We start from the raw sequence: 25,583 nt of genomic DNA, 5'->3' as shown, positions 1-25,583 counted from the left end.
GCCTCTGTAAAAAATTATGATTTTGATTATACTTCAGGCAAAACTAAATGGCAATCAGATGTTGCCGATGAGCAAGGCAAACGGCTGATAGCTTACGCGTCGATATCAGAAAACTGATTTACGCCTTCCTGGCAATGATGACCTGGGTTTTCGGCAGGTATTGATCAAAGGACTCTAAAAGTTTTTCAGAACCATTTAATTCCATCAACCCCGCCCACGTATTTGCCCAGCCCTGCAAAACGGGGTGATAAGGCGGTTTGATTTCGTCCAGGACGGGGCTGTTGAAATTTTTCTGCTGATGAACCATCCAGAACAATGACATAAAGACCGTCCAGTAGAAGCCCCATGTATCATACCGTTCCACCGTCAATCCCGAATTTTCCACCAGCCGGACAAAGTTTTCCCTGTTAAAAATCTGAATGTGGTTCGGCTGTGCAAAGTAGACGGGATTGGCGACGGGCTTTTGCAGCATCTCGGACCGGGAATCAGGCACTGTAATCAAATACCTTGCGCCTCGCTTACCCACTCTGACCAGCTCCGCCATAATTTTTTCGGGATGGGACGTATGCTCCAGCATCTCCGTCGACAGGATCTTAGTCGCATACTCATCCGGCAGCGGTAAAAGTGTTGCATCGCTGACGAAGCCTTCAACCTTCCTGGCACGGGACGCATTGGCTTTTTCGATCAGTGCTTTAATTTTTGCCGCATCGACATCGGAAAAAACAATGTGAGCGCCCTGCTTTGCGCAAAACAGGATGGCGTTTCCTTCACCGCATCCCACATCCAGAACAACATCGTCACTTGTCACCTTAAAGCCGCTGAACAACTCCCCTGTTTCCAGCCGGTACCATCCCCGCCTCACCGCGTCTTTCAGCCCGCACATCCGGGGATCAACGTCCTCAAGAGCAACTGCCGCCTTGTCGCTTGCTTTTTGTGGTTTTAACTTACGGGCTGATCCGGCCTGCGGCCGCTTAGGTTTTCCTGGCATATTGGCAATTCCATTTCCGTACTTTGCAGGCATGTTTGCTGTTTGACATGACTGATGCCTCTTATAAGTCGACTTGCCGGTTCGAAAGTTCTACGGGAGGCTGCAGGCTGAAGCGGACGCCGGCACGCATTCACCCGTGCAGACAGGCTCGCCTTTGCTGTCAATGGTTACCGACCCGCCCTGCAAAGCGGAACAGAACGCCTGCCCGAACGCGGGGACCATGCACTTTCCCGGACCGCAAAGCATCTCGCCTGTCGCATTCATTACAATACCGCCATTCGGCGGTGAACAGGCAATGACGTTGCTGAATGAATTAACCAGACAGGTAACATCCTGCGGAGGACAAACTATTTTCCCGTAAACATTGCGCACACAGCGATTGTTCTCCGATGACCAGACCGTTGCGGTTAACAAAAGCGTAACAAAGATAATGATGACTGATTTCAGAAATACTTTTCTCATGCGCTCCTCCTCCCGGTTGCCGGGAAATTGACCCGGTCAAGCCTGAGCTTTCGACAGTCTCCACGACCTGTTTTAGTTTTTCGTACCACATGTCAGGTTGAAGTTCATCTATTTAATTATTACGGCTTGAAGTCTGTTATTTTGGCAACGGTTGGGATCAGTCGCCGCGTCAGGAAACGTCGCGTAAGTTACGGTTTATCCATCGCCCCGGAGAGAAAAAAAAGGAGGAACCGTGCGGTTCCTCCTTCAGGTTTTGATACGTTGCAATACGCTTAGACGGCAAAGGCGTCTTCACTGATGTTCATGGCGCTCTGCTCATCCTGCTTAAGATTATCCAGTTTGGCCGGCACGAGTCCGGTGATGCGGTTGATGAAGAATTTCGCCCCCTGGATTTTGCCGGAATAGAAAGCTTTATCCTTATCGTTTGCGGCATTGGCCAGGCCCTTGGTTGCCACATTGGCCATCCAGATATGCAGCCAGCCCACCAGAGCGTCGGACAGACAATTCAGGAAATCGGCGGCGCCGATCAACGGAACATAGGGCGTGGTTTTCATCATCTTGGCGAATTCCATGGCGGTTCCCGCGCAGGCATTCAGCGCGCCTTCAACAATGAGGGCCTCCGCCTTTAACGCATCGTTGCCCTTGGCTTCGGCAACGGCCGCCTGGGTCAGGCCCAGCAGATTCATGAAATACAGACCTTTTTTCATGCCCAGCTTGCGGCCCAGGAGATCCATGGCCTGAATACCGTTGGTGCCTTCGTAAATCAGGTTGATTTTCTGGTCGCGCATCATCTGTTCGACCGGATATTCACGGCAGTAGCCGTAACCGCCGTAAGTCTGTACGGCATCCGAACATACTTCCATGCCTCTCTCCGTGCAGTAGGACTTGACCATCGGGGTGAGCATCTCGATCATGCCATGCCAGTATTCTTTGTCCTGTTCATTTTGTTCCAGGCCGGCATTGACTTCACGATCCATGGCATAGTAGCAAAGCAGGGCTAAGGCACGAATTCCTTCGGTGATGGATTTCTGTCTGATCAGCATGCGCCGCACATCGGGATGCTGAATGATGGGAACCGCTTTAGCATTGGGATCCTTCAGGGCCACGGCAATAATGTTCGAGCCCTGGATGCGCTGCTTGGCATAGTCCAGTGCATGCAGATACGCGGACATGGCCAGGGATACGCCCATCATGCCCACGCCCTGTCTTTCTTCGTTCATCATCTGGAACATGATTTTCATGCCGTCGCGCTCTTCGCCCATGAGATAGCCGATGCACTTGCCGTCCGTGCCGAAGTTCAACGTACAGGTGGAGTTGCCATGGATGCCCATTTTGCTTTCGATGTTGCCGCACTGCACGTCATTGGGTTCTCCCAGTTCGCCCTTTTCGTTGATGCGGATCTTGGGAACGATAAAAATGGAGATGCCCTTCGTTCCGTCCGGATCGCCTTCAATGCGGGCCAGAACCGGGTGGATGATATTCTCCGTCAGGTCATGGTCGCCTGCGGAAATGAAGCACTTGGTGCCGGTGATGGAGTAGGTGCCATCCGCATTCTTTTTGGCCGTGGTTTTCAGTATGCCCACGTCGGAGCCTGCCCCCGGCTCGGTCAGACACATCGTACCGGCCCAGACACCGGTGTACATTTTTTCAATAATGATGTCGCGCAGAGGGTGCTGAAAAAAGTCTTCCACCAGGCGCGCCGCGCCGTGGCTCAGACCGGTGTACATGACAAAAGCCTGATTGGAGGCCAGAAACATGTTGGCCACAGCCCCCCCGATGATAAACGGGAAGGACTGACCGCCGACTTCGGGCGAATCGGATGTGGACATCCAGCCGCCCTCGCAGTAAAGCTTCCAAAGGCGGTGATAGGCTTCCGGCGCGAATACCTTGCCGTCCTTGAATACCGCCTCAACCGGCTTCCGATGAACTTCATCCGGATAGGTGGGGGCTATTTCGTTCTCGGCGAATTTCTGCGCCTGATCAAGCACCATGTTGCACATATCCAGATCGTGATCGACATAGCGGCCCTTGCCCAGAACCGTCTCTCCTATATTAAAAACCTCATTCAGTTGGAATTTGATATCTCTCTCATCAACCCATAAACTAGCCATACAAACCTCCTCGTCAATTTTATATAGAAGTCATGTTTTCATGCAGCAGGGAACGGCCGCGGCCACCCTTTGCGGGTGGAAGACCGTTCCCTGCAAATTTATCATGTACTAATGTTAAGTCACACTACTGCTGTCATTTCGAAGGAGTCTTCACGACTGAGAAATCTTAGATTTCTCCCTTCGGACGAAATGACAGTACGGGATTGGCACGATACTATTGATCTCAAATAGAACAAATCCCGCTGACAGACAGCGCGCTATTTTTCTATTGCCAGAAATCCATTCGGATGGAAGTCCGCGCCCGTCACCTTTTTCGAAATGCCCTTCTGATCCAGGAAGGGGGTAATCCCGCCCATGAAGAGCGGCCAGCCGGCGCCCATGATGACACCGGTGTCCACGTCTTTGGGGCTTGCCACGACGCCTTCTTTGAGGATCGTGTCGACTTCCACGGCAATCCGCTCCAGTACTCTCTGCCGGATTTCGTCGTCGGTGAACTTCTTGTTGCCCTGCGGCCAACCGGCCAAAATCTCGGGATCAACAATAACAGCGCCTTTGTCCCCGGGGATCAGGATGGATTTCTTTCCCTTGGCTACCAGGTTTTTGAGGCCTTCATTGACCTTGAACCGATCAGGCCACGCCTTGTTGAGGGTCTCCAGCACGTGCAGGGAAATGGCCGGGCCCACCAGGGCGGTCAGGACGAAAGGCGACATCGGGAAGCCCAGCTCGTGAATGGCCTTGTCCGTCTGCAGGAAATCGGCGCCTTCGTCGAGGACACGGAAGATGCCGTCCGACATGGCCGTCAGGACTCTGTTGACGAGGAATCCGGAAGCATTTTTCACGAGAACCGGTGTCTTCTTGATCTTCTTGGCAATGTCGAATGCCGTGGCCAGGACGATATCGCTGGTCTTGTCGGTTTTGATGATCTCGACCAGTGGCATCATGGCGATGGGGTTGAAGAAATGGAATCCGACCACGCGGGACGGATCTTTGAGGAATTTGCCCATCTCGGCAACATCGAGAGACGACGTGTTGGTCAGGAACATGCACTCCGGCTTGCAGGCGGCTTCCAGATCACCAAAGACCTTCTGCTTGACGGACATTTCTTCAAAAACAGCCTCGATGACGAAGTCACAATCCTTGAATTCATCATAGGAGATGGTTCCGGTGATGAGTTCTTCGCCCATCCATTTGGCATCGGCCGCGGACAGTTTTCCCTTTTTGGCTGTCTTGGCCAGTTGATCCCTGACATAAGCCAGACCCTTGTCCACAAATTCCTGTTTGATGTCCTTCATGATGACCGGACACTGGTAGCGCTGTGCAAATAACAGGGCCATCTGAGAAGCCATGAGGCCTGCGCCGATGACGCCGATCTTGGCAATCTTGTTGCCTTTGACTTCTTTGGGCGGCCGACCGGGAAGCTTCTTGGCCCGGCGCTGGGTGAGGTCAAACGAGTAAATGCCGCATTTGAACTGGTCGGAAGTGATCATGTCGGCCAGCGCTTCGTTTTCTTTCTGGAACCCTTCATCCAGCGACCATTCGCCTGCGCCGCGGATGAGATCGAGCGCCCGGTAGGGTGCCAACGCACCGGAATGAACCCTGCCGACAATCATGGCTTTGGTCTTGTTATAGAGCTCGTCGCTCATCTTCGGATCAACCTTTTTGCGTTCGATCTTTTCTTCGCCGGTGATGATGCGTTCCAGCAAAGCCAGGGATTCGTCCACGAACTCCGCCGGTGCGATCAGTCTGTCCGCCAGACCCATTTCAAAGGCCTTTATAGAATTGATCATTTTATTCATGTTGAGGGGATTGGAAATGACGAGTTCGATGGCGGCTTCCGGGCCGCACAGTTTGGTGACCAGCTGCGTACCGCCCCAGCCCGGCACGAGGCCCAGGAAACACTCGGGCAGCGCGTAATGATCACATCCGCCCGGGCTTTTCGAGATGGTGCGGTAGTTGTGATAAAGCCCGACCTCGACGCCGCCGCCCATGCTTGCACCGTTGTAGGCGGCCAGTGTCGGAACCTTGAGCCCCATAATGCGTTTGAAGGCCTGATGTCCTGCGGCGCCGATCTCCAGGGCCGCCTGCTTCGTTGCATTCGGATCCGCGCTCATGATGTCGGCGCCCACGTTGAAGATGAAAGGCTTGCCGGTCAGGAACCAGCCCTTAACATCCTTATCCTTCTCGACGACGTCGATGACTTTGTTGAGCGACTCCAGGGCCTCAATTCCCCAGGTATTGGGGATGTTCGGAAACTGCCCGTTGTCCATCGTGACGATCGCTATCTTGCCTGCCTTCTTTGACTGAAAGAAGTTTAATTTGCATTCTGTTATGTATTTAGCCATTGTATGAGCCTCCTAGATTGTTTTCCCGACTACGTTTTCCCAAATGATCGAACCGCCCATGCCCAGGCCCACGCACATAGTGGTGAGTCCGTATCTGGCTTTCGGATTCAACTCGAAGTCCTGCGCAAGCTGCATGCTCAGACGCACGCCGGAGCTGGCCAGCGGGTGGCCCATGGCAATGGTTCCACCATAAGGATTGAGTCTGGGATCTTCCGGAGTCTTCATGCCGAAGTGCTTCATAAACCCGACAGCCTGTACGGCGAAGGCTTCATTGAGTTCAATGATATCGAGATCTTCAAATTTCATACCGTAGTTCTTCAGAACCTTTTCCGTGGAGGGAACCGGACCCCAGCCCATGACGGACGGATCAACGCCGACAAAGGCGGCGCCGACAAACTTCATTTTGGGTTTGATCCCCAGCTCTTTGCATTTCCGGCCGGACATGAGAAGCGATACGCATGCGCCGTCATTCAATCCCGAGGCATTCGCCGCGGTGACATGGCCTTCCGCCTTGAAGGGGAATTTCCGGAGGTTTTTGATGCTCTCCAGAGTGGTTCCCCGTTTGGCCTGTTCATCACGGTCGGCAACCCGCCACCCGGTGGGGGAAAATACCGTCATATTGACACAGTGCTTATCGTAGTAACCGGCATCCAGAGCCTTGAAGTATCTTTCCAGAACGCGGAAGGCGTATTCATCCGCCTCATCCTTGGTCACCGGCTGTTCACCATGTTCAGGCATCCAGTCGTGGAGTTTTTCCGCCGTGTTGCCCATGTTAAAATATTTCGGCTCGACCATCTTCTCGGTAACGATCCTGGGATTCGGATCGGCACCCGCCCCCATGGGGTGGTGGGCCATGTGTTCGACACCGCCGGCTATGATCATATCGGCAACACCTGCTCTGATATAGGACGAGCCGATGCTCTGGCAGGTCATGCCGCCCGCACACATCCGGTCCACAGAAAATCCGGGAACTGTTTCCGGGATACCCGAAGTAAACACAACGGTTCTGCCCATCGTGGTGCCCTGATCTCCGGACTGCGTTGTTGCGCCCATGATACAATCATCCACTTCTCCCCATGGAACGGTCGGATTTCTTCTGACGAGCTCTTTCATGACTTTGGTAACCATGTCATCCGCCCGTGTATACCAGTAGAAACCATCCTGCCTGGCCTTTCCGAACCATGTCCGTACACCGTCTACAAAATACGCATCTCTTAAATCCATACATCCTCCTTAGTATGCCCGTTTATTAACTCCTGCATGGAAGATCACCATTACGGCGAGGCTTCCTGCATCCTTAGGTTTGTGAAGCACTATCCGTCTAATTCCTGGTACGATGTTATGTCTCAGATCCGATCATGAATCCGCCGGCGGTAAGCGCCGGTGCCGGCGGGCTTGAGAAGCATTGCGCGGTTGATATCAGCGATCATCCTGGAAATGCTTTGTCAATAAAGGATCAATGAATTTATGATTTCCTGTAGTTGCTTGCGAACCGATTATTGATACGGAATCGTTTTCAGCAGTTGGAAAGCCATTTTGGTGAAAAGCAATAGCATTCATCATGCCAAGTAATAAATATTCTTATGTTATTGATTTAATATGGCAATTTATAGTATTGCGGATTTTTGTATCAATAAATGATTCATTACTGTCTCAATGAGACAACGATGAGGCATCTATGAGACGTAATTCAGGATGCATTATCGATTGTAAAGAGGAATAATAACAAAAGAATCCAGCCCGGAAAAGCGGCATCTGTATCCGGAAGCATCAAAGGCGGGAGAAGCGGTCTGACGTCATTCGTGATGCGGCATTTTACCGGTTCAGTTCATCCCGGACGGCCAAACCGATTTTTTCCATGACATAGGGCTTTTTGACATAGGCGCCCGCCCCCAGTCTCTGAGCCTCTCTGACCCGGTTTGTCTCAGCAAACCCGCTGACCAGGATAGCCTTCTGCTGCGAGTTGATATCAAGAATCCTCTGATAAGTTTCCAAACCATCCATGCCCGGTACCATAATCATGTCCAGAACAAGGATATCCGCCTTATGGTCCTTGAGGTATTCCACCGCCTGTTCTCCGCTGGAAACGGTGTGAACCTGATACCCCAGTTTTTTCAGCAATCCGGAAGCGACATCTCTTTGTTCGGCAATGTCATCAATCACCAGAATGGATTCACCGCTACCCATGTAGCGTTCGATCGGCTCTTTCTGCTGCGGCGCAATCAGTTCCTCGCGGGTTACCGGGAAATAGAGCGTAAAAGCGGTTCCTGCTCCAACTTCAGTCTGCACATCAATATATCCGTTGAGATCTTTTACCGTCCCCCAGACAATCGCCAGTCCCAGGCCGGTCCCGCTTCTGCCCATGGTCTTCCGGGTATAAAAGGGTTCAAATATTTTCTCTCTGTTCTCGGCAGGAATGCCCATTCCCGTGTCGGATACGATCAGGATGACATAATCCCCTTCTTTGACCTCATCATACCCTCTGACGGCGGAATCCAGATACCGGTTCTCCGTTTGAATCGTGACCTCTCCATTCCCTGCAATAGACTCCGCGGCATTGGACACCAGGTTCATCAATGTCTTTTCCAGATGGACGGGGGAGCCTTTGATGTTCAACAGTTCCTCCTGACAGTCTGTCTTGAAGATAACCAGGGGGTGATTGGCCCTGATATTTTCAAACACGGGGGTCTTGAGAAAACCCGAAACCACCTGGTTGAGATTGATCACATCCGACGTGGTCACACCGCGTCTGGCCAGCGTGAGAAGATCCTGAATGATCGCGGCTCCTTTTTCCGTGGACCTCATGATTTTTTCAACATGGCCTCTGGCCTTCTGCTTCTCGGGAATTTCCATCAACAGCAGTTCCGAGTAGCCCGAAAGAGCCCCCAGGATATTATTCAGATCATGGGCGACGCCGCCGGCCAGCCGTCCGAGCACTTCCATCTTTTCAGCGCGATTCAGACGATCTTCCAGACTGCGCTTCTCTTCCTCCGCGCGTCTGCGATCCGTGACATCCCGGGAAATACCGCGAAATCCGATTGGCCGGCCCTCGGCATTTCTTATCAGCGATACTGAAACTTCGTGAAAACCTTTTGTCCCGTTTTTTCTGATAATCTCGACATCCAGCGACCGGATGGGTTCACCTGTCGTGTAGACCTGTCTGAAGAGTTGATATAATTTGTCGACATTTGCTTCATCCTGGTACTGCCGGTTATTCATTCCGATCAATTCATCTCTGGAATATCCGAGAATTCTGCTTTCCGCCTCATTGACAAAGGTAAAATTACCGGCAAGGTCAGACTCGAAATAGCCGTCCTCCATCTGCTCAATGATCGTGCGGTATCTCCCCTCACTCTGCCGCAGCGCCTCTTCAACCTGTCTGCGCTCCGTGATATCAATCGCCACACTGACCAGATGCGGCGTCTCGTCAATCAATACTCTCTCCGCGGAGAAGATCATTTTGTATAGTTTGCGGGATTTGGATTGAAACAGAAGTTCCTCTTCGACCACCCGGCCGCCGCTTTCCAGGATTCTTGTCACCTTTTCCCGATCTTCCTGGTAAGCCCATATCCCCAGGTCCAGGGCGGTATGGCCGATAATTTCATCCTTGGTATATCCCGTCAGCCGGACGAAATAATCACTGACCTCCACATATTTACCGTCCGCCAGCGTCGAGATTGTAATGATGACCGGACCCAGGTGGAAAGCCTTGGAGAATTTCTCTTCCGACTGCCTCAGCTTGGCGTTGGTTGCCGTCATTTGCCGCTGTGCTTCTTCAAGCCTTGCATTGGCATGGCCGTATTCCTGATTGGCCGTTTCCAGCTTCCGGAGGGTTGCGGCCATCGTGAGGGCGGACGCCTCGATCTCCTTCTTCTGTCTGTGGATCAGATCTTCTGCATTTCTGCGTTCCGTCGTGATGCGCAGGGATTCTATGGCGCCGGTCATATGACCGCCATCATCATACAACGGTTTGGCAATTCCCCAGATATAGGCGCCTTCATTTTTCACGGCAGGTGCGAAGAATTCCGCGATGATGCTGTCGCCCTGCCTCTTATGCCCGGGATAGTACTTCTCTATGTTCCGGGGCTCTTCCGCGAGAAGATCAACGAGCATCGGCCTTTTTCCGCCATAAAACGGGATGGAGTATTCATAGTCGGTCCTGCCTAATATTGCGTCGGCCCTGACGCCGGTCAGTTCTTCCATGGCGAGGTTCCACATCTGAACCCGTTTCGACGCGTCGATAACAAAAGTGGCGTCGGGAAGAAAATTAATAACGTCCGTCAACCGCTGTTCGGCTTTTCTGGAAGCCTCCTGGGCCTGCTTGCGCTTGGTAATGTCGCGATTCACCGTGAGAATGCCGACAATATTGTTATCCTTGCCGCGCAGCCCGGATATGCTGCTTTCCAGCCAGATAACCGTTCCGTCTTTTTTGTATTCCTCCACCTCAAGGACACGGACTCTCCGGGGATCGGAATTCCCGGCGGCTTCCAGGTTCAGTTCTTCCTCAAGAACCTTGAGCAGGGTTTGCATGGATCCGGGGGTTACAAAATCTTCAACGGCCATATTCATGGCTTCCTCCACGGTATAGCCATGTGTACGCGTAATGGACGGGCTTATGTAGGTAAAGCGGAGATTCATATCCGTAACGGTAATGAGTTCTCCCGAATTTTCCGCGATCAGACGGTATTTTTCTTCACTCTGCCTGAGCGCCGCAGCCATCCGCCTGCTTTCCGTAATATCGCGCGTAATGCCGATAATGCCGACAGGCTTTCCATCATCCGACCACAGGAAGGTGGCCGTAATTTCAGCCAGAAATGTCGAACCGTCCTTGCGCAAATCCTCCGATTCAAAAGAGTGAATGGTATTGCGGTCGTACTGAGGTTCGGTCGCCTTTTTCAGTTCTTCTTCGATAATTGCAGTATACAAAGCGGCCTGTTGCGGCGAAACCAGGTCTTGTATGGTGAGATTCAGACACTCATCAATCGTCCAGCCGTGGATGCGCTTCACGGCATTGTTGACGTAAGTGATGCGGCCTGACAAATCCATCGTCCAAATCAAGTCAGGAGTGTATTTGGCTATTTTACCATACCGGCTCTCGTTTTCCCGCAGCACGTCATCTCTCTGCCGGCGTCTTGCTTCCAACGCTTCGATTTGAGCAACCTGCTGCCGCATGGCTGCCAGCTCCCGGATGAGTTGTTGTTTTGTCTTGTTGTTATCGTTCATTTCAGATGCCTTGAAACCCATGGATTACTTTTTGTCACTTAGCATAAAAACAGGAATTTGAAAAATAAGGTCAACAGGACGTTTTTAGCTGACATGATGCGCTGTGTTTTTTAAATTTTAAAATCAGTATAAACAAGGACTTCACTTGCCGGCCCGCAAATATCGCGGATCTTTTTTTATGATTGACATTGGAATTCAAAAGGCTCCAAATGAGCCGGACATGCACCTGCATAAAACAATCCGGTCCGGTGTCTTATCATGTCACATGACAAGATCATCCGCGCAAAACTTTTACTGAAGCCCTGCACCGGAAATGATCGGAAGCGGCGTTTTTTATCAAAGCGTCCGCGGTCCGGATGAATATTCTCTAATAGTGGTATTCTCTGATTTCGATATTTCCGTTTTCTTCGATCTGGACGCCAAAGCTGTTGTTGATGTTCAGCAGATTTTCAGGAACACGATATGCCTTCAGAACGGGTCCTGTCTGACTGCCGGGCGTGGCATTCAGGCAGCTGTCCGTTTTGTAAACAACAATTTTACTGACGGCCCTTACGGCGTCTTCGATATTGCTTGCGTGATTCCCGCCCCCCGGCGCGCAGCTTAAAACCGTGTTCTCACCCAGCAAGCTGAACGTAACCCTCATGGCATAGGCATTTTGCTTATGCAAGTTGCCCATGATAACCTTCCCGGCGTGAACGGGTGCCGCGGCCAAAGCAATGAATGCCGCAGCCATCACAGCGACCAGAGCAAATTCCGTCTTCATGGGTTGTGCCTCCTTGTCTGCGCGCTTCATCAATTCATTCTTCGCAGATCGCGTTTCCGATCGTTTTGTTGAACAGGATCGCTTTGTCCTGCACTTCTTTGACCGAGTCCCGGATATATTGAATATCTTTTTCGGTCGCCGTCCTGATGATGATTCCCTTGCCGATAACGATGGAGTTCGGCGGTATTTTTGTGTTGGGCAGGATAAAAGCCCCGGCGCCGATCAGGCAGTGGTCTCCGATCTCCGCTCCGTTTATGACCCGCGCCCCGATTCCGATCAGCACGTCATTGCCGATTTTAGCTTTATGCACGATGACCCCATGGCTCAGCATGGTTTCGTCGCCGACGATCGAGTTTTCGACATAGCATTGCTCGAGCACAACGGTTCCCCGCCCGATCTCGCATCGCGCCCTGTCGCCGCGGATCACCGTGCCAAACCAGACACTGCTTCCCTCTTTAAGAACGACATCACCGACCAGGCAGCAGTTGGGAGCGATAAACGCCGATGACACGAGGGGTTCCTTGCCCTCAAAGGGAATGATTGTTTTCACGCTGACTCCCGTTTCCAACCAAACAGTTTAACGCGTCTTGCTTTTACGGTTCGCATCCCCGGGGTAGCGGAGCGGGAAACATGGCAAATAATCATCACTGGCTGCCCGCTTCGCTTCCTGAAACGTGCGCGGCCACTCGCTGCATACCGATGGTTTGTGACCGGAAATATGCAACCGGCAACCGCGTTCATCCAGCAGAAAAACGCAGCCGCGCGTCCCTACCCGCGTCCGGTACATGGTTGTCCCCGCCTGATCAGTTTCCGGCTGCAAAAAATCAGATGCCGTGGCTTTACCGGCAAGGATCAGGCGATCCCGCTCGTGCGCGTATACATCGACACCGTGCTGGCAACAGGAATCTCCGCATGGGAATGAAAAGCAGTCCCATTGCGTCTCTTTTTGTTCTTCGGATTTGTTCTTCATCTTCCGCCCCCGGACCATTTACAGGTAATAGGTAAAAATACGTGCCTGACGCAAAATCTGTTCTTAAAATGATCCGCATCCTACACAAAAGCGGCCTGATGTTCAAATCAATTTTACTTTTAAAATTTCGCCGGGAATGTTCCTGTACGGCATGACCAAAATTGAAGCCGTCATTGATTTTTTCTTATGCGGCCGCCGCATCCCGCATCATTCATCGGCCGATCCATCTGCTGCTCTGCCGGTTGAAGTTAAGGATGGACGTTTGTAACGCGGCAGATTACCGGTCCAGTTCATCCCGGATGGCTACGCCGATTTTTTCCATCACATAGGGTTTCTTGACATAAGCGCCCGCCCCCAGTTGCTGAGCCTTCCTGACCCGGACGGTTTCCGAAAAGCCGCTCACCAGGACAGCCTTCTGTTGCGGGTTGACTTCGAGAACCCTCTGATAGGTCTCCAGGCCATCGATGCCGGGCGCCATGATCATGTCCAGAACCAGAATATCCGCCTTCCTGCTCTTGAGATATTCCACGGCCTCTTCCCCGCCGGATACGGCATGGACATCATACCCCAGTTTTTTGAGCAGTCCGGACGCCACCTCACGCTGTTCGGCGATATCATCCACCACCAGAATGGATTCCCCTTTTCCCATGTACCGTTCCACAGGCAACTTCTGCTGCGGTGTGGCCGGTTCCTCACGCGTGACAGGAAAGTAAAGTGTAAAGGTTGTTCCCTCTCCCACCCTGGTTTGCACGTCAATATATCCGTTGTGATCTTTGACCGTCCCCCAGACAATCGCCAACCCCAATCCGGTCCCGCTCCTGCCCATGATTTTCTTGGTATAAAACGGTTCAAATATCTTTTCGATATGCTCCGCGGGAATGCCCATCCCCGTATCGGAAACGATCAGGACGGCGTAATCACCTTCCTTGACCTCATCATAGCCCATAACGGCCTTGTCCAGATACCTGTTCTCCGTCCGGATCGCGACCTCCCCCGGTCCGGAAATGGATTCCGCGGCGTTGGACACCAAATTCATCAATGTTTTTTCCAGATGAACGGGAGAGCCTTTAATGTTCAACAAATCCGTCTGGCAGTCTGTCTTGAAGTTCACGCGGGGGTGATAGCTCCTGATATTCTCAAATACCGGTGTCTTGAGAAAATCCCCGGTAATGCTGTTGAGATTGATCACATCTGACGACGTTACCCCCCGTCTGGCCAGTGTGAGAAGGTCCTGAATGATTGCGGCTCCCTTCTCCGTGGATTGCATGATCTTTTCAACATGCCGTCTGCCCCGGTGCCCCTCGGGAATTTCCATCAACAGCAGTTCCGAATATCCGGACAGGATGCCTAAAACATTATTCAGATCATGGGCCACGCCGCCGGCCAGCTGCCCCAGGGCCTCCATTTTCTCCGCACGCTGCAGACGCTCTTCCAGTCTTCGCTTCTCTTCCTCCGCCTGCCTGCGCTCCGTAATGTCCCGGGTTAACCCCCGGAATCCGACGGGATTGCCTTCGGCATTTCTCATGAGCGATACCGAAACTTCGTGAAAGCCTTTCATCCCGTTCTTTCTGATAATTTCAATATCCAGGGCTTTAATGGGTTCACCCGTCCGGTAAACATTCCTGAAGAGCTGATAGGTTCTTTGCGCGCTTGCTTTATCCTGATACTGCCGGTTATTCGTTCCGATCAGTTCATCGCCGGAATATCCGAGAATTTTGTTCTCCGCATCATTGACAAAGGTAAAATTACCGGCCAGGTCGATTTCAAAATAGCCGTCCTCCATCTGCTCAATGATGGTTCGATATTTTTCTTCACTCTGCCGCAAGGCGTCTTCGGCCCGCTTCTGGTCGGTAATGTCTAAAGCCAGACTGATGATATGCGGGATCCCCGATATTTCAATCACTGCGGCGGTAAACGAAAGTAAATACATCCTGCCGGATTTTGACCGGAAATAATATTCCTGATTACGAATGACGCCGCCGTCCATAATGGTTTTCGCCATCCTTTGACGATCCTCGGGATTGGCCCATATCCCGAGTTCCGTGGCGGTGCGCCCGATCACTTCTTCGCGGGTGTATTCGGTGGTTCTGAACCATAAATCGTTTGCTTCCACATACCGGCCATCGGCCAGGGTGGAAAGAGAGATGTTAATCGGGCTGAGATTAAATATTTTAGAATATTGTTCAACGCTGATCCTGAGGGCTTCGAGCACCTGTTTGCGTTCGGTAATATCAACCAGGGTCGTAATAAAATAGAGGGGATTGCCTTCTTTGTCCCTGCGCAGGGTCGAGGCGATATCCGTCCAGACAACCGATCCATTTTTGTGGATGAATCTTTTGATAAAACGCGCCGAATCCTTTTGACCGGAAACGATGGAATCCATCTCCGCCTGAGTCTGCGCTATGTCATCAGGATGGGTGATCGCCCGCCAGCCGCGTTCATTAATCTCCCGCTGCGAATAACCGACCATTTCAGAAAAAGCTTTGTTCACGTTTACCCGGCCGTCCGGAAAAGTAATTGATTTGCCGACCACGGAGTTATCGAACACATACTTGAATTTATCCTCGCTTTCGCGCATCATTTCTTCCGCCCGCTTGCGTTCGGTGACATCGGTATTGAAGCCATACCAGGTGACACTGCCGTCAGTCATTTTCTCGGGTGTTGAAGTTCCCGAAATCCATCTGACGGATTGACCGGGAAGCTGCACCCGGTATTCGCACGTCCAGATTGTCAAATCTCTGGCGGAGCGTTCAATGGAGGCCATGACTTTATCAAGGTCTTCGGGCAATATTGCTCCGGTTATCGGAGAAAGATCCTCGCGCACATCCTGCGGTGAACACCCGAAAATTTCCCGGATAGCGTCTGTGGTGAACGGCACGAAATATGTTCCGTCAGGCCTCCTCGTGAACTGATAAATCATTCCGGGCACCCAGGAGGAAAGCTTTGTAAAATCGATGTCCCGCTTCCGCAGCGCTTCCTGGGCCTGCTGATATTTTATATCCGATTGTTCCAGTTCACTGATTTTCTTTTGGAGGATGGCGTTTTCCTCGACCAGATCCTGACAGGCTTTTGACAGATCGTGCATTTGATATCTCCTGCTTCGATTAACGATGTTCAACAGAAACAAAATGACCCCGTTATCTTTTACCTCGCATAATACCTTTCTTCTTCATCAACGGCAGCCGCGCCGTTTTTCATCAGCCTGTTCAAATGCTTCACGATCATGGCCTTCTCCCAGTAGACAACAAAGATGGTAGGATGCGCGGGGTAGATGAGCTTTTGCTCCGCCAGCTCATCAAGCGTGCAGGGCTTTTCACCGAGCGCCGCAAGAATCCTTTCGTCGCGTTTGTAAATCCGCCCCCTGTATTCCTCGAAAGCTCTGAGGATGAATGGGGATGTCAGAACCTCCTTGTTATGCCCCGAAACGACCCTGTCGGGTTTCATCTCGATTATCCTGTTGATGGAAGCGATGAAATCATCCACGGGTGTAGAGCCGTCACCGTACCAGGGGCCGACCTTCGTCAGGCAGATATCTCCGCAGAAGAGGAGCCCTTCTTCCGGAAAAAAGAACGTCAGGTGACCTGACGTATGACCGGGCATGTGCATCACATGAATCTTTGTTCTTCCGGCGTCGATGATGTCCCCTTCATCAATGGTTCCGTCAACGCGCCACTTTTCGAAAAATGAAGGTTTCATGGCGCCGATGAGGTGAACAAACTGCTGGGGATCTTCCGTCATGTATTTTTCCCAGTTATCAATAGACCCGATCTTTTTCTGGTCTTTGAAGTTCTCCCGTTCCAGAGGATGGGTGATGATCCGGGCATTGACGAAGAGGTCATTGTCCCAGACATGATCAAGGTGGCAGTGGGAGTTGATGAGGATATCAACACCCTGCGGCCGGGCTTCGCCGGTAATCTTTCCCGCGCCGCTGTCGATCATGATGCGCACATCATCATCAATGAGCACGGCGTTTGATTTACTGAATCCCTCTTCGGTGAAAAAAATTGATATCCTGTCGTTGATGTTCTGAATCATTTTAGCTGCTCCTCGCGGATTGAATCGTAGCCGGCAGACAAGGGTCATGAAGGGATTCATTATGACCATGAAGTTTTCTTTTTGACTCACCCGTAGAATAGCGGTCTTGAGGAACTGACGCTTTTAACCAGTTGAAAACGGCGGAAGGAATCGTCATGGATTACCTTATGAGAAAATCAATTTAATTTTTTATCTTTATGACGCGACGGCAACGGCAGTATATGAAGAGCAAATTTCTGAGTCAAGGAGATTCTCAGAATAACAGGCAGGATTTTATATGGAACAAAAGATGGGATGGCGCCCGGACAGAGGCATGCTGAGAGAAAAACTGAACCTCCTTCCCGTTTTTAATCATCGGGGACAACGCCCCGGTTCATCAGGGGGGACATCACTTCCGGCATAAGCCTGTCGGTTCAGGATCATTAATTGCCATGCGCCCGAATGCGGATTCCGGCAGGCCGGTATTATCTTTTCAGGTAGGTGATGGCGTTAATGAAGGCGCCCTGCGGATCTTCGATGACGCAGAATCGTCCGACCGTGGGGATATCGGTCGGCGGCATGTGTAGTTTGCCGCCAAGTGCCAAAGCGGCCTTCGCCGTTTTGTCCACATCATCAACCGTCACGTAAGTGCCCCACATCGGCGGCATTCCCTTGGCGCTTTCAGGAATTTCCATGATTCCGCCAATCCCTTCACCGTCAACTTTTACCACGGTGTAGGTTATTCCGGGTATGGACATTTCCTGCATTTCCCATCCGAACAACCCGGCATAGAACTTTTTTGCCGCATCGACATCCGTGGTCATCAATTCACACCAGTTGAATTGACCCTGCTTGAATCCGTCTTCCATCCTGTCCCCCTTCTTATGATAAAAATGGCCTGCAGGACACGCTTTGCCGCACAACATCCCCGCCTGCAACAGAGCGTCTCACAGACTTTGCTTTTGCCGTGGTTGTGCAACAGGCGCACCGCCATCCTTCGGCGCATCGATAGATTCCCGCATCAGATCTGCCGCCCGTCCGTATCCGGTATTACCTGCCTGCACCCTGCTAAAGCAGAGCATCATCCCCGTAGAGGCCCGTTCTGCATTCACACTGCTGCTTGGCATTCTCCTGATGGTAGGCCTCCAGGCCCGCATCCAGAGCCTTTTTCAGCCGATCTTTCTTGTCGGCAAATATTGCCCTATTGTGCGTCGTCAACGCCTCAAGCTTTTGGGCCGCTTCTTCATATTGCGCCTTTGCTTTTTCCAGGACGTCCCGGGCTGAGTTGCCTATTTGCTCCCTGGTTTCTTTTCCGCTTTTGGGAGCATAAAGAATCCCCAACCCCGCACCGATCAAACTGCCGACAACAACGCCTTTGATGAGATTGTTCGATACCATGTTGTTTCTCCTTTCTTCCTGTTTTTTATCGACACTGCGCACTGCATTTCAGGCTAAAGTATATGGATGGCTGATCAGGATGCAAGACGGGTTGAGTGTCAGGTTATCGGTAGGTTATATCTACCATTACGAATGACAAGCGGATGGAACACACCGGCTGATGAACCGTATCCATTCCCGACTCCGATAATTTATTTAACAATCAAATCATAATGTGCTAGTTTTACCCGCAGTTTTTAAAAAAACAGGGAATGCCGTAGATTTGATCATGTCCGCCAGCACCGATGATAAAACAATAAATAACGCCAAAAGATCTTATACCAACGGTGAGGTAACCATCATCTGGGACGCGCAAAAGTGCCAGCATTCCGGAAATTGCATAAAACACAACCCCGCTGTTTTCAGACCGAAGGAAAGACCCTGGGTAAAACCTCTGAATTCAACGACAGAAGAGATCATTAAAACCGTTGAAAAATGCCCATCCGGCGCGTTGACCTGTTTCTTAAACAGCGACCCGTGAAAAAGCGCCGGTTTTTGCTTGGACGGCATGAATTATTCTGATATGAAAATCCCCGGACAGGAGAAATTTCATGATTGTTACCGTTGTTAATATTGTCGTTCAGCCGGAAAATGTTGATCAGTTTATTCTAGCAACCCTTGAGAATCATCGGCATTCGATCAAAGAAAAAGGAAATCTGCGGTTTGACGTCTTACAACACCGGGATAACCCTGCGGCATTCACTTTGTATGAGGCCTATGAGACAGACGAGGCGGCCGCCGCGCATAAAAAAACCGCACATTACTGCAAGTGGCGCGATACGGTTGAAACCTGGATGGCCAAACCCCGTGAAGGTTTCGCCCATAATGTTCTGGCGCCCCTGGAAAAATCCGCATGGAATCGATAAACACCTTAAATCTCGCCTCGCTCCCCAAAATTTTTTTTGGCGCTGATACATTTTCCCGGCTTCCTGAAATCATCTCCTCCTATGGCCGTCAGGCGCTCATCATCACCGGCGGCGAATCGTTGAAGGCGTCCGGCCGCTGGGGAGCGCTTACGATGCAGCTTAACCGGGCTCAAATCAGATTCAAAGCAATCTCCGTCCGAGGTGAACCCACCGCGGAAGCGATTGATGCGATTGCCGGTGAATATCGCAAAGCGCCCGTTAATGTCGTTGTGGCCATCGGCGGCGGCAGCGTCATCGACTGCGGCAAAGCGGTTGCCGCCATGCTGGCCGAGACAGGTTCCGTCAAGGACTATCTGGAAGGTGTCGGAACCCAAAAACCGTCCGGCGTCAAAATTCCTTTTATTGCCGTTCCGACAACCGCCGGCACGGGAAGTGAAGCTACCAATAACGCCGTCATCTGTGACCGGAAAGCGGGCTATAAAAAATCACTCCGTCATGACGCCTATATGCCGGATGCCGCGGTGGTCGATCCCAGATTGACGCTGACGATGCCGCGGTCGATTACCATCACCTGCGGACTGGATGCCATCTCGCAATTGATTGAAGCTTACACATCAGTCAGGGCGGACGTTTCCACCGATTCGCTGGCGTTAAAGGCGCTTGCCCTTGCGTTGGAAAGCCTGCCGCCGCTTTGCCTTGACCGCGGCAACGATCCTGCGCTGCGCGAGAAGATGTCTTATGCGGCGCTGGTTTCGGGGATTACACTCAACCGGGCCGGACTGGGCGCCGTGCACGGCATAGCCGGACCGCTGGGCGGACTATGCCCGGTGCCGCATGGTGTGGCCTGCGGGAAGCTTCTGTTTCCGGTCATGACTTTTGTGATCAAAAAAATTATTGATGAAAACAATATAGCCGCACAGAAGCGGTTTGCCGACATCGGAAGATTATTCGCGGGTCACGGAGGCGATGATGATGCCTTTTACTGCAGGCATTTTCTGGATGCGCTTCACCTGTGGACACAGGCTTTAAAGCTGCCGCAGCTTTCCTTTTTCGGCGTAACGTCTTCGGACATTGAAAAAATCATTTCCGTGGCGGACAGCAAAAACAGCCCGGCCCTTCTTACCCCGAAAGAAATGAAAGTCATTCTGGAAACCATTCGCTGAAATAATCATCGCAGGATAATCATCTCACCCGAATAAGAGGGGAAAAAAGCACCATGCAAGCGGAGGATATTAAACGGATCAGTAATCTGGGAACCGGCGCCACGGGACACGGGCTTTGATCGTCCACCATATTGCGTCCTTCGCATGCGTGTCGGTTTACTCCATTTCCAGCGCAAACGCCGCCCCTTCCCTTACTTTTTCCGGGAGGTTTTTTTCTTCTTTGCCGTGAGCCAGGCCTCATGGTCCTCGATCAGCGCCATCACGCCGGTGTCTGTCTTCTTTTGGGTAATCTCCAGGGTCCTCGCATAATCTTTTTTGCCAACTTTGATCACTTCGATTTCTTTGTTCAGAAACTGCTGGATTCCGGCGAGAAGCTCTTTTTCCTCTTCACTGCAAAAGGAAAGCGCTATGCCTTTCTTGACACCCCGTCCCGTTCTGCCGACCCGGTGAACATAATTCTCCACTTTGTCGGGCAGATCATAGTTGATCACATAATCGACATCCGGAATGTCAATGCCGCGCGCGCTGACATCCGTGGCAATGAGAATCCGGCAGCCACCCCCCTTGAACATGTTCATGGCCTCGGATCTTTCACCCTGATCCTTCTCGCCGTGGATCGTGATCGAGGAAATCGAGACACGCTCCATGGCTTTGGCAACCCGCTCCGCGCGGACACGGGTTCGAACAAAAATGATGATTTTGCTGTCAGGATTTTCCCGGATGAAGCTCTCCAGAAAGAATCGTTTATCATCCATTTCTACAAACACGACCGCATGCGAAACATTGGCCGAGACCGGATCATCGGGGGATATCTGAATGCGGATGGCCGTGCTCTTAATCTGAGAAAAAGCCAGCTTCTTAATTTCCGGATTAATGGTCGCCGAGAAGAAAAGCGTCTGATGCCTCCGGGAGAGCATTTTTTTGACGTATTGAATGTCCTTGATGAAACCCAGATCCAGCATATGATCGGCTTCATCCAGAACCAGCGTCTCGATGCGCGTCAGATCGATATAACCCTGATGGATGAGATCAAACATTCGCCCGGGGGTGGTAATCAGAATGTCGATGCCTTCCTGCAGCCTGGCCAGCTGCGCATTTTGTTCGACACCGCCAATCAGGGCAAACGTCTTGACCTTGGTATGCTTCGCGATGCTGGTAAAGACCTCGCCGATCTGCATGGCCAGTTCACGGGTCGGAACCATGACAAGGCCTTTGATCCCCGTATCGCGCTTGCTGCTTTTCCCCCGGTGAATCCTGTCAATCAGAGGAATGGCAAAAGCCGCCGTTTTACCGGTTCCCGTCTGGGCGATGGCCAGAACGTCTTCTCCGTTCAGAATGGATGGAATGGATTTGAACTGGATATCCGTCGGCCTCTTGAAGCCGAGCTTTTCAAGGTTGTGTTTGATGTCTTCTGAAATATGATATTTATCGAACTTCATGGCGCCTCGCTATACTGTAATGGCAGAGTCTACAACCGGATCCGGATGAAAGCAACCTCACAAAAATAAGAAGCACGGCTGCCCCGATAACTATTGCGATCAGCATCAATTAATTGCCCGGGGCGATAAGATGTCATTTTTGGATATACTGCGGGAAGTTTTTTTGGATATGCGGCTTTAAGTCATTAAAAATGATGCTGGCCACAGCTTCCGCTCCCTGATTGGTAAAGTGAAACAGATCATAGTACAAATTCGAATTTTTAGGCATCCTGGCCGCAAGATCGACAACCGGCACATCATGTTTCTTTCCAACCTGCCTGGTTTTCTGATTGTATAATTCAAGAATTTGCCAGTTGAGAGAACCGCTGGAACCGCCCGGCATTTTTATTTTTCCCAGATCAACTCCGGTGACCGGATCAATGCCGTGACCGTAAAGAGCCGGTTGTGTGATAAATACCGGAACAATGTTTGCTTTTCTGGATATCTTTACTAAATTTTCCAGCCGCTTTTCAAAAGGAACCAGAAATTTACTCTCATCCGATAATCTTTTTTCTACCATACTTCTTTCTTCCAAATCCATATATCCCAGCGTTGCCACATCAATCTGATGATGGTCCAGCTGGCGTGCTTTGGCTCTGCGCCACCGGTCGATGTTTCTGCCGAACTGTAAAATTTCGGACTGGTCTGTTATGGCCTCAAAATAATCCTTCAGGCTGACCAGGCCTGTCTTTTTGATCATGGTTTTTTCATCAAACGACTTGATTTTTTCGAGTCCGATATCGTTGAGCCCCATGAGGAAAAGAACCATTTTGGGTCTTATTTTTGTTATATAATCTTCCATCAGGATGGCATGTCCGTAAGTGGAATGGCCGTCAATCCCGGCATTATTGACCCACACCAGCGGAATATCCTTCTTCGATATGGTTTTCAGGACGGCAGGCCAGTCTTTTCCATCGGATAACAGCAGACACTCCGTCGTACTGCCGCCTACCGCAATAATAGACAGGTATTTCTCAGGATCCTTTGGGGGTTCATCCCCCCGAAAGCCGATAGAATTTTTTGTATAAATTATTTTAGCATCGAGTTTGTTATTATACAGATTACCATGCTCGGTAAAAATGGTATTTTTCTTATAGGCTCTCAGGATGATCTTTTCACCCTTCACGCTGAACTCGAACGGATTGTAAATCCTCAGAAGAACTTCCCCGGCGGCAATGCAAATAATCAAAGAAGCCAGCAGCAGAAGGATGTTGGGAAGATTCTTTTTTAAACGATTCATGGCTGTTCACATTGAAAATTTAAAATAATGTATAGATAAAAGGCGCCACCGCCGATCCCTCAGCCAGCACCAGGAGCACGCCGATCAGCAGCAGGAAAAAGACAATAGGAGCAAGCCACCATTTTTTTCTGACTTTTAAGAAATCCCAGAACTCCAGTACTATTGATAATTTGCTCATGCCGGCTGATACCTCGATACAATTAATTTAAATTAAAACTGTCTTTCATAATCGGATTTCACCATTTGCGTTTTTGCTCTGGGCATCCAATAACTTTTTGCGGTCTTATCCAATTTCATATCCAGAAATTTTTTTCCGGTCAGACGGGCGATCAAACCAATCGGTGTAACGATCAGGAAGAAGATAAAAGCCATGATGACTTTGGTCATGATAAAACCCATGACCACGGCCAGAGCCATCCATGCCTTATAAACAGGCTTCAGCACAACGGGAAGCATTAAACCGGAAATCAAAAAAGCGGCGGCAATAAAAAATAAATATTCGAAGTAGTTATTTTTCTTCCAGAGCAGGTAAGATCCGATCAGCGCCAGAATGATGCCCATCGTAATTCCGAATTTTTTCCAGTCGGATTTAACGCCTTTGATATTTTTAATTTCTTCGAAAATTGCAATGTCCCTAGTCATTTTCGTACTTTTTCTGCCAATTGATATCTTCGCCCAGCGGCTTTTGTTTTTCTTTATTTAACAGATAATTGCCCATAATGAGATAATCCATGTTGGTTCTCATAAAACACAAATAGGCATCTTCCGGCGTACAGACGATCGGTTCCCCCCGGACATTGAAAGAGGTATTAATAATGACTGAACAGTCGTACTTCTCGGAAAATCTGGCCATCATGTCGTAGTATACCGGATTGCTTTCCCTGGTTACGGTTTGCACTCTGGCGGAGTAGTCCACGTGGGTCACCGCCGGGATGCTGGAACGAACGACATGCAGTTTATCCAGTCCGAAATACTCCTGTTCCTGCCGGGTCATTACTCTGCGGATAGTCTCTTTAACCGGCGCGACTATTAACATATAGGGACTTTCAGTGTCAATGTCGAAGAACTCGGCCGCTCTTTCCCGCAGGACGCTGGGCGCGAAGGGACGGAAGCTCTCCCGGAATTTTATTTTAAGATTCATAATCTCCTGCATCTTAGGGGAACGGGCATCGCCGATAATGGAACGGGCGCCCAGAGCGCGCGGCCCGAACTCCATTCTTCCCTGGAACCATCCGATTGTTTTTTCCGAGGCGATCAAATCGGCAATGGCGGCGGGCATTTCATCGGGAGACAACTTTTCATAAGGGATTTTCTTGGCATCCAGGTACTGGAGAATCTGATCATCGCTATACTCAGGACCGAGGCAGGACGACTTCATAAAATCTGTTTGACCGTCAGCTTTCCGCTCATGATCCAGATATTGATACCAGGCAAAGAGTGCTGCGCCCAAGGCTCCCCCCGCGTCACCGGCTGCGGGCTGTATCCATATATTATCAAAGGGGCCCTCCCGGAGCACCTTGCCGTTTCCCACGCAGTTGAGCGCCACCCCCCCCGCCAGACAAAGGTTCTTCTGTTTTGTTTCCTGATGGATGTGACGCGCCATCCGCAGCATCACTTCTTCCGTGACATCCTGAACGGAACGGGCCAGATCCATTTCTCTCTGGGTAACCTGCGATTCCGGTTTGCGCGGCGGCCCGCCGAAAAGTTTGTCAAACTTCCTGCTGGTCATGGTCAGCCCCGCGCAATAGTTGAAATACTGCATGTTCAGTTTGAATGACCCGTCTTCCTTTAAATCCATCAACTCCGAGAGGATTAAATCCTTATATACGGGCCGGCCATAAGGCGCCAGACCCATCACTTTATATTCGCCGGAATTGACTTTAAACCCGGTGTAGTAAGTAAAGGCCGAATAGAGCAGCCCCAGCGAATGAGGAAAATGAATTTCAGAAAGAATATTGATTTGATTATTTTTACCGACGCCGTAGCTGGTGGTCGTCCATTCGCCGACGCCGTCAATGGTCAGAAAGGCAGCTTCGGGAAAAGGCGATGCAAAGAAGGCTGAAGCCGCGTGGGATTCATGATGTTCAGGGAAGATGATTTTCCCTTCATACCCCAGCTGCTCTTTGATGAATTCCTTCATCCACAGCTTCTGCTTGATCCAGAGAGGAATGGCCATGATAAACGATTGAATGCCTACCGGAGCAAAGGCCAGATAAGTCTCCAGAATGCGCTCGAATTTTATAAAAGGCTTATCATAGAATGCAATATAATCGATGGATTCACTCTTGATATTTCCCGCTTCCAGACAATAATTGATCGCCTTCAGCGGAAAAGAAGAATCATGTTTTTTTCTGGTAAAACGTTCTTCCTGTGCCGCCGCAATAATTTCGCCATCACGTACCAAACAGGCAGCACTGTCATGATAAAATGCCGATATGCCTAAAATATTCATATTGAATTTACGTTGAACTCCTTTTCAAGAGGGGTTCTGATAACATATTCAAGCGACTATTAAAATATAATTAT

20 protein-coding genes are annotated in these 25,583 nt (G+C 50.6%); 3 read left to right on the top strand and 17 right to left on the bottom strand.

Annotated elements, in window-relative coordinates:
• Positions 1 to 118: 118 nt before the first annotated feature.
• The 13 genes from CVU71_00315 to CVU71_00255 form a co-directional block, all read right to left on the bottom strand.
• Complete coding sequence (locus tag CVU71_00315) at positions 119 to 1,021, bottom strand: SAM-dependent methyltransferase (protein PKN20278.1); 903 nt, start codon at positions 1,019 to 1,021, stop codon at positions 119 to 121.
• A gap of 57 nt (positions 1,022 to 1,078) precedes the next feature.
• Complete coding sequence (locus tag CVU71_00310) at positions 1,079 to 1,450, bottom strand: hypothetical protein (GenBank protein ID PKN20277.1); 372 nt, start codon at positions 1,448 to 1,450, stop codon at positions 1,079 to 1,081.
• A gap of 272 nt (positions 1,451 to 1,722) precedes the next feature.
• Positions 1,723 to 3,561 carry an acyl-CoA dehydrogenase gene (locus tag CVU71_00305; GenBank protein ID PKN20276.1) on the bottom strand — a complete coding sequence of 613 codons (1,839 nt, stop codon included), beginning with the start codon at positions 3,559 to 3,561 and terminating at the stop codon, positions 1,723 to 1,725.
• A gap of 257 nt (positions 3,562 to 3,818) precedes the next feature.
• Positions 3,819 to 5,903, bottom strand: coding sequence for a 3-hydroxyacyl-CoA dehydrogenase (locus CVU71_00300; protein ID PKN20275.1), 2,085 nt, complete (start codon positions 5,901 to 5,903; stop codon positions 3,819 to 3,821).
• Positions 5,904 to 5,915: 12 nt separating this feature from the next.
• Positions 5,916 to 7,127 (bottom strand): acetyl-CoA C-acyltransferase, encoded by a 1,212-nt coding sequence (locus tag CVU71_00295; protein ID PKN20274.1) that lies wholly within the window; start codon positions 7,125 to 7,127, stop codon positions 5,916 to 5,918.
• Positions 7,128 to 7,718: 591 nt separating this feature from the next.
• Positions 7,719 to 11,147, bottom strand: coding sequence for a hypothetical protein (locus CVU71_00290; protein ID PKN20273.1), 3,429 nt, complete (start codon positions 11,145 to 11,147; stop codon positions 7,719 to 7,721).
• 346 nt (positions 11,148 to 11,493) lie between these two features.
• A complete protein-coding gene (locus tag CVU71_00285; protein PKN20272.1) occupies positions 11,494 to 11,889 on the bottom strand; it encodes a hypothetical protein in 396 nt (131 codons plus the stop codon).
• 34 nt (positions 11,890 to 11,923) lie between these two features.
• Entirely contained in the window at positions 11,924 to 12,439 is a 516-nt protein-coding gene (locus tag CVU71_00280) for a gamma carbonic anhydrase family protein (protein PKN20271.1), read from the bottom strand.
• 27 nt (positions 12,440 to 12,466) lie between these two features.
• The gene (locus CVU71_00275; GenBank protein ID PKN20270.1) at positions 12,467 to 12,877 is read right to left on the bottom strand and encodes a hypothetical protein; all 411 of its coding nucleotides are present in this window, start codon (positions 12,875 to 12,877) and stop codon (positions 12,467 to 12,469) included.
• A gap of 259 nt (positions 12,878 to 13,136) precedes the next feature.
• Complete coding sequence (locus CVU71_00270; protein PKN20269.1) at positions 13,137 to 15,944, bottom strand: hypothetical protein; 2,808 nt, start codon at positions 15,942 to 15,944, stop codon at positions 13,137 to 13,139.
• A 59-nt stretch (positions 15,945 to 16,003) separates the two neighbouring features.
• On the bottom strand, positions 16,004 to 16,963 hold the full coding sequence (locus CVU71_00265; protein PKN20268.1) for a hypothetical protein: 960 nt from the start codon (positions 16,961 to 16,963) through the stop codon (positions 16,004 to 16,006).
• Positions 16,964 to 17,358: 395 nt separating this feature from the next.
• Complete coding sequence (locus CVU71_00260; protein ID PKN20267.1) at positions 17,359 to 17,742, bottom strand: VOC family protein; 384 nt, start codon at positions 17,740 to 17,742, stop codon at positions 17,359 to 17,361.
• Between the two features lie 199 nt (positions 17,743 to 17,941).
• A complete protein-coding gene (locus CVU71_00255) occupies positions 17,942 to 18,271 on the bottom strand; it encodes a hypothetical protein (protein ID PKN20266.1) in 330 nt (109 codons plus the stop codon).
• 268 nt (positions 18,272 to 18,539) lie between these two features.
• On the opposite strand from CVU71_00255, the gene CVU71_00250 reads away from it, so the two are divergent.
• The 3 genes from CVU71_00250 (at position 18,540) to CVU71_00240 (ending at position 20,339) form a co-directional block, all read left to right on the top strand.
• The gene (locus CVU71_00250; protein ID PKN20265.1) at positions 18,540 to 18,791 is read left to right on the top strand and encodes a (4Fe-4S)-binding protein; all 252 of its coding nucleotides are present in this window, start codon (positions 18,540 to 18,542) and stop codon (positions 18,789 to 18,791) included.
• Positions 18,792 to 18,861: 70 nt separating this feature from the next.
• Positions 18,862 to 19,176, top strand: a complete 315-nt coding sequence (locus CVU71_00245; protein PKN20264.1) for an antibiotic biosynthesis monooxygenase — start codon at positions 18,862 to 18,864, stop codon at positions 19,174 to 19,176.
• The gene (locus CVU71_00240; protein ID PKN20263.1) at positions 19,164 to 20,339 is read left to right on the top strand and encodes an alcohol dehydrogenase; all 1,176 of its coding nucleotides are present in this window, start codon (positions 19,164 to 19,166) and stop codon (positions 20,337 to 20,339) included. The genes CVU71_00245 and CVU71_00240 overlap by 13 nt, the downstream gene beginning before the upstream one ends.
• A 191-nt stretch (positions 20,340 to 20,530) precedes the next feature.
• On the opposite strand, the gene CVU71_00235 is transcribed toward CVU71_00240, so the two are convergent.
• The 4 genes from CVU71_00235 to CVU71_00220 form a co-directional block, all read right to left on the bottom strand.
• Entirely contained in the window at positions 20,531 to 21,778 is a 1,248-nt protein-coding gene (locus CVU71_00235; GenBank protein ID PKN20262.1) for a hypothetical protein, read from the bottom strand.
• Positions 21,779 to 21,911: 133 nt separating this feature from the next.
• The gene (locus tag CVU71_00230) at positions 21,912 to 23,057 is read right to left on the bottom strand and encodes a hypothetical protein (GenBank protein PKN20261.1); all 1,146 of its coding nucleotides are present in this window, start codon (positions 23,055 to 23,057) and stop codon (positions 21,912 to 21,914) included.
• A gap of 210 nt (positions 23,058 to 23,267) precedes the next feature.
• Positions 23,268 to 23,699, bottom strand: coding sequence for a hypothetical protein (locus CVU71_00225; GenBank protein ID PKN20260.1), 432 nt, complete (start codon positions 23,697 to 23,699; stop codon positions 23,268 to 23,270).
• On the bottom strand, positions 23,692 to 25,509 hold the full coding sequence (locus tag CVU71_00220; protein ID PKN20259.1) for a hypothetical protein: 1,818 nt from the start codon (positions 25,507 to 25,509) through the stop codon (positions 23,692 to 23,694). Before CVU71_00220 ends, CVU71_00225 begins: the two co-directional genes overlap by 8 nt.
• Between the last annotated feature and the right edge of the window lie 74 nt (positions 25,510 to 25,583).

This window comes from Deltaproteobacteria bacterium HGW-Deltaproteobacteria-6 (assembly GCA_002840435.1).
Lineage (GTDB): Bacteria > Desulfobacterota > Syntrophia > Syntrophales > Smithellaceae > UBA8904.
Note: the sequence above shows the minus strand (reverse complement) of the source record. Positions and strands in the feature narration are given on the sequence as shown.

What these genes read in the sequence shown, in the direction of transcription:
- CVU71_00290 (PKN20273.1), bottom strand. Translation starts at nt 11,147, where the DNA reads ATGGGTTTCAAGGCATCTGAAATGAACGATAACAACAAGACAAAACAA.
- CVU71_00305 (PKN20276.1), bottom strand. Translation starts at nt 3,561, where the DNA reads ATGGCTAGTTTATGGGTTGATGAGAGAGATATCAAATTCCAACTGAAT.
- CVU71_00300 (PKN20275.1), bottom strand. Translation starts at nt 5,903, where the DNA reads ATGGCTAAATACATAACAGAATGCAAATTAAACTTCTTTCAGTCAAAG.
- CVU71_00240 (PKN20263.1), top strand. Translation starts at nt 19,164, where the DNA reads ATGGAATCGATAAACACCTTAAATCTCGCCTCGCTCCCCAAAATTTTT.
- CVU71_00225 (PKN20260.1), bottom strand. Translation starts at nt 23,699, where the DNA reads ATGACTAGGGACATTGCAATTTTCGAAGAAATTAAAAATATCAAAGGC.
- CVU71_00310 (PKN20277.1), bottom strand. Translation starts at nt 1,450, where the DNA reads ATGAGAAAAGTATTTCTGAAATCAGTCATCATTATCTTTGTTACGCTT.
- CVU71_00250 (PKN20265.1), top strand. Translation starts at nt 18,540, where the DNA reads ATGTCCGCCAGCACCGATGATAAAACAATAAATAACGCCAAAAGATCT.
- CVU71_00275 (PKN20270.1), bottom strand. Translation starts at nt 12,877, where the DNA reads ATGGTCCGGGGGCGGAAGATGAAGAACAAATCCGAAGAACAAAAAGAG.
- CVU71_00220 (PKN20259.1), bottom strand. Translation starts at nt 25,509, where the DNA reads ATGAATATTTTAGGCATATCGGCATTTTATCATGACAGTGCTGCCTGT.
- CVU71_00230 (PKN20261.1), bottom strand. Translation starts at nt 23,057, where the DNA reads ATGAATCGTTTAAAAAAGAATCTTCCCAACATCCTTCTGCTGCTGGCT.
- CVU71_00260 (PKN20267.1), bottom strand. Translation starts at nt 17,742, where the DNA reads ATGGAAGACGGATTCAAGCAGGGTCAATTCAACTGGTGTGAATTGATG.
- CVU71_00255 (PKN20266.1), bottom strand. Translation starts at nt 18,271, where the DNA reads ATGGTATCGAACAATCTCATCAAAGGCGTTGTTGTCGGCAGTTTGATC.
- CVU71_00285 (PKN20272.1), bottom strand. Translation starts at nt 11,889, where the DNA reads ATGAAGACGGAATTTGCTCTGGTCGCTGTGATGGCTGCGGCATTCATT.
- CVU71_00265 (PKN20268.1), bottom strand. Translation starts at nt 16,963, where the DNA reads ATGGTCATAATGAATCCCTTCATGACCCTTGTCTGCCGGCTACGATTC.
- CVU71_00315 (PKN20278.1), bottom strand. Translation starts at nt 1,021, where the DNA reads ATGCCTGCAAAGTACGGAAATGGAATTGCCAATATGCCAGGAAAACCT.
- CVU71_00235 (PKN20262.1), bottom strand. Translation starts at nt 21,778, where the DNA reads ATGAAGTTCGATAAATATCATATTTCAGAAGACATCAAACACAACCTT.
- CVU71_00245 (PKN20264.1), top strand. Translation starts at nt 18,862, where the DNA reads ATGATTGTTACCGTTGTTAATATTGTCGTTCAGCCGGAAAATGTTGAT.
- CVU71_00295 (PKN20274.1), bottom strand. Translation starts at nt 7,127, where the DNA reads ATGGATTTAAGAGATGCGTATTTTGTAGACGGTGTACGGACATGGTTC.
- CVU71_00270 (PKN20269.1), bottom strand. Translation starts at nt 15,944, where the DNA reads ATGCACGATCTGTCAAAAGCCTGTCAGGATCTGGTCGAGGAAAACGCC.